Consider the following 2,228-nt stretch of genomic DNA (forward strand, 5'->3'; position numbering starts at 1 on the left):
AAGGGTAGAGTAGGCGGTGAGCGCCTAACCCGCCTCGCGGCGGGCGGTTTCTCACCGCCTCTCGCCGAACCGGACGTGCGCCTTTCGTTACGCATCCGGCTCTCCAGAAGACATGGCAAATGCAGGCGTTTTCATCCAGCCAAGCAAGAACCGACTGATAGGAGTCCAAGCAAGAATATATTGCTCGTGGAGACCCTCTCGCCAGACGCGTCTTGTCGGGCGGCGACGGCTCGGCCCGAAGGACCGCATTATGTCGCGTACCCGAGCTTTTCGGCGCTTCTTGCGAAGCCAGCACCAGATACGGCGTGTCACGAACCAGTCTATGGCCGTAAACACTTTCCCGGCTCGGGCGCAGTGGCGATAGTAGCCAGTCCAGCCTCGAAGGATAGAGTTCAGTTCATCGAGCTTCCGCCCAAGAGGCACCAAGTTCTTGTCGACCTTGGTGAGGACCTTTATCTTGTGGCGCAGATCAGCAGATTTTGCTTTGGGTATCTCGATACGGGGGAAATATCCGTATCGTTTGTCCCAGCGCATGGCGACGTGAAATCCGAGAAACTCGAACCCTTCCGTCACAGCCGTGATCCTGGTCTTTTCCGGTGACAGTTCGAGACCGGTCATCCGCCGAAGGTAATCCGCCAGTGCGGACTTCTCCGCGATGGCATCTTCCTTCGAGCCTGAAACCAACACGACAAAGTCATCGGCATATCGGATAGGGAAGAACACACAGCGTCCTAGCCGGCGATCCCGTCCTCGTGCGCCAAGTGCCGCCGCTGCCCCGTCGCCGAGGCGGCGGTTCCGGAGTTTCGAACGGTGATAGGTCCATCTCTCGTAGCGTTCCTCGATCGCGCTCAGCGCGATGTTGGCCAGCAACGGGGAGATGATCCCTCCCTGTGGCGTGCCGTTGTCCGTGCGCAGGAATTGGTCCTCCGCTAGGACCCCGGCCTTGAGGAACTGCCCCACCAACCCCGTCACCCGCCGGTCGGCCACGCGAGCGCGCAGTCTGTCCATGAGATGATGGTGATTGATGTTGTCGAAACAGCCCTTTATGTCGCCCTCGATTATCCAGTTGTATGGCATTTGGTGCCGTCGGCTATCCGCTTCCCGCTTGCGCGGTTGGAGAGATAGCCGGATATGCTCCAAGGCCCCATGCGTGCTTTTTCCGGGCCGAAACCCGTAGGAGACAGGCCAGAATTGGGCCTCGAAGATTGGCTCGAGAACTGCTTTGACCGCGCCTTGGACGACGCGATCCCTCACCGTGGGAATGCCCAAGGGTCGGAATTGCCCCGGTTTGCCCGGCTTGGGGATGAGCTTCCGCCGTGATGGACTCGGTCGGTATGCGCCAGAGCGCAATTCCCGCCGAATTCCATCAAGAAACGCTTGTTCACCGATCCTTTGCCGGACGCGGTCCACGGTGATCCCGTCGACTCCGGCGGAGCGCCTACCTTTGTTGGTCGAAACGCGCCGCCAGGCATGACGGATCATGCGGGCGTCTGTAAGCCACCCCCAGAGATCGCGCCACGCTTCGTCGGGGTTTGCCTTGCTCTGCTGGTAAAGTTTGCGTTGAACGCCGAGTACCCAAGCCTCATCGGCCTGATAATCCATGTCCACAGATTGCTTCTCCGTCGTGCAAACCTACCGTCTTCCTGCTTTCCTTCGCCCTGTGCGCGGTTTTCCCGCACTCCGACTACTACGAAAGCTCCGCCCTCGGTGTCGTCCGTCTCCTGCCGTCGAGGCTAGCCCGGTTCCGTGCCGGGCAGACGATCCGAGTTCCCGTGTTCCGATTTCCAACCTTTGTGCCGTTAGACGGTGAGCTCTACCCCTGGCGATACTGGGAACAGGCTGAGAGAGCCGTTCCTGTCCCGGACACGATACTCGTGCCCAGCAGCAGAGATGGACTGAACCCTGCCGCTTCGGATCGCGTTACCTCCGGTGCCATCACACCAGCGGAGGCGGTATGGATAAATACAGAGGCTTCCGGCGCTCACTTCGTTGTCTCGTCATAGACACTGCGGTAGCCCGGCCTGCGAGTGGTGGCTCGCACCCGGTACATTTAAGGCCGATCTGCTTATGACACCCAACCGGCGACGCCCGGTCGAGCTTCTCGGCCCCCTTTCGGCTGTTGCTCTTACAGCCAAGACGGCATTTCAGCCGTCGGTCGAAAATCAGCAAGCTTGAGAGATGATGTCTAAGTCATATTTCACCCTCTCTCGCGCCTTCACGGCGCACCA

The 2,228-nt window shown here is 59.7% G+C and carries 1 protein-coding gene; it reads right to left on the reverse strand.

Going from position 1 to position 2,228, the window contains the following annotated elements:
* Positions 1–87: 87 nt before the first annotated feature.
* Positions 88–1,602, reverse strand: a complete 1,515-nt coding sequence (gene ltrA, locus CO676_RS34130) for a group II intron reverse transcriptase/maturase (protein ID WP_245424661.1) — start codon at positions 1,600–1,602, stop codon at positions 88–90.
* Positions 1,603–2,228: the final 626 nt, after the last annotated feature.

It is taken from the genome of Sinorhizobium sp. BJ1 (assembly GCF_002531555.1).
Classification (GTDB): domain Bacteria; phylum Pseudomonadota; class Alphaproteobacteria; order Rhizobiales; family Rhizobiaceae; genus Sinorhizobium; species Sinorhizobium fredii_B.

Excerpts from the sequence above, each read along its gene's own strand:
- ltrA (WP_245424661.1), bottom strand. The coding sequence starts at position 1,602 with ATGGATTATCAGGCCGATGAGGCTTGGGTACTCGGCGTTCAACGCAAA.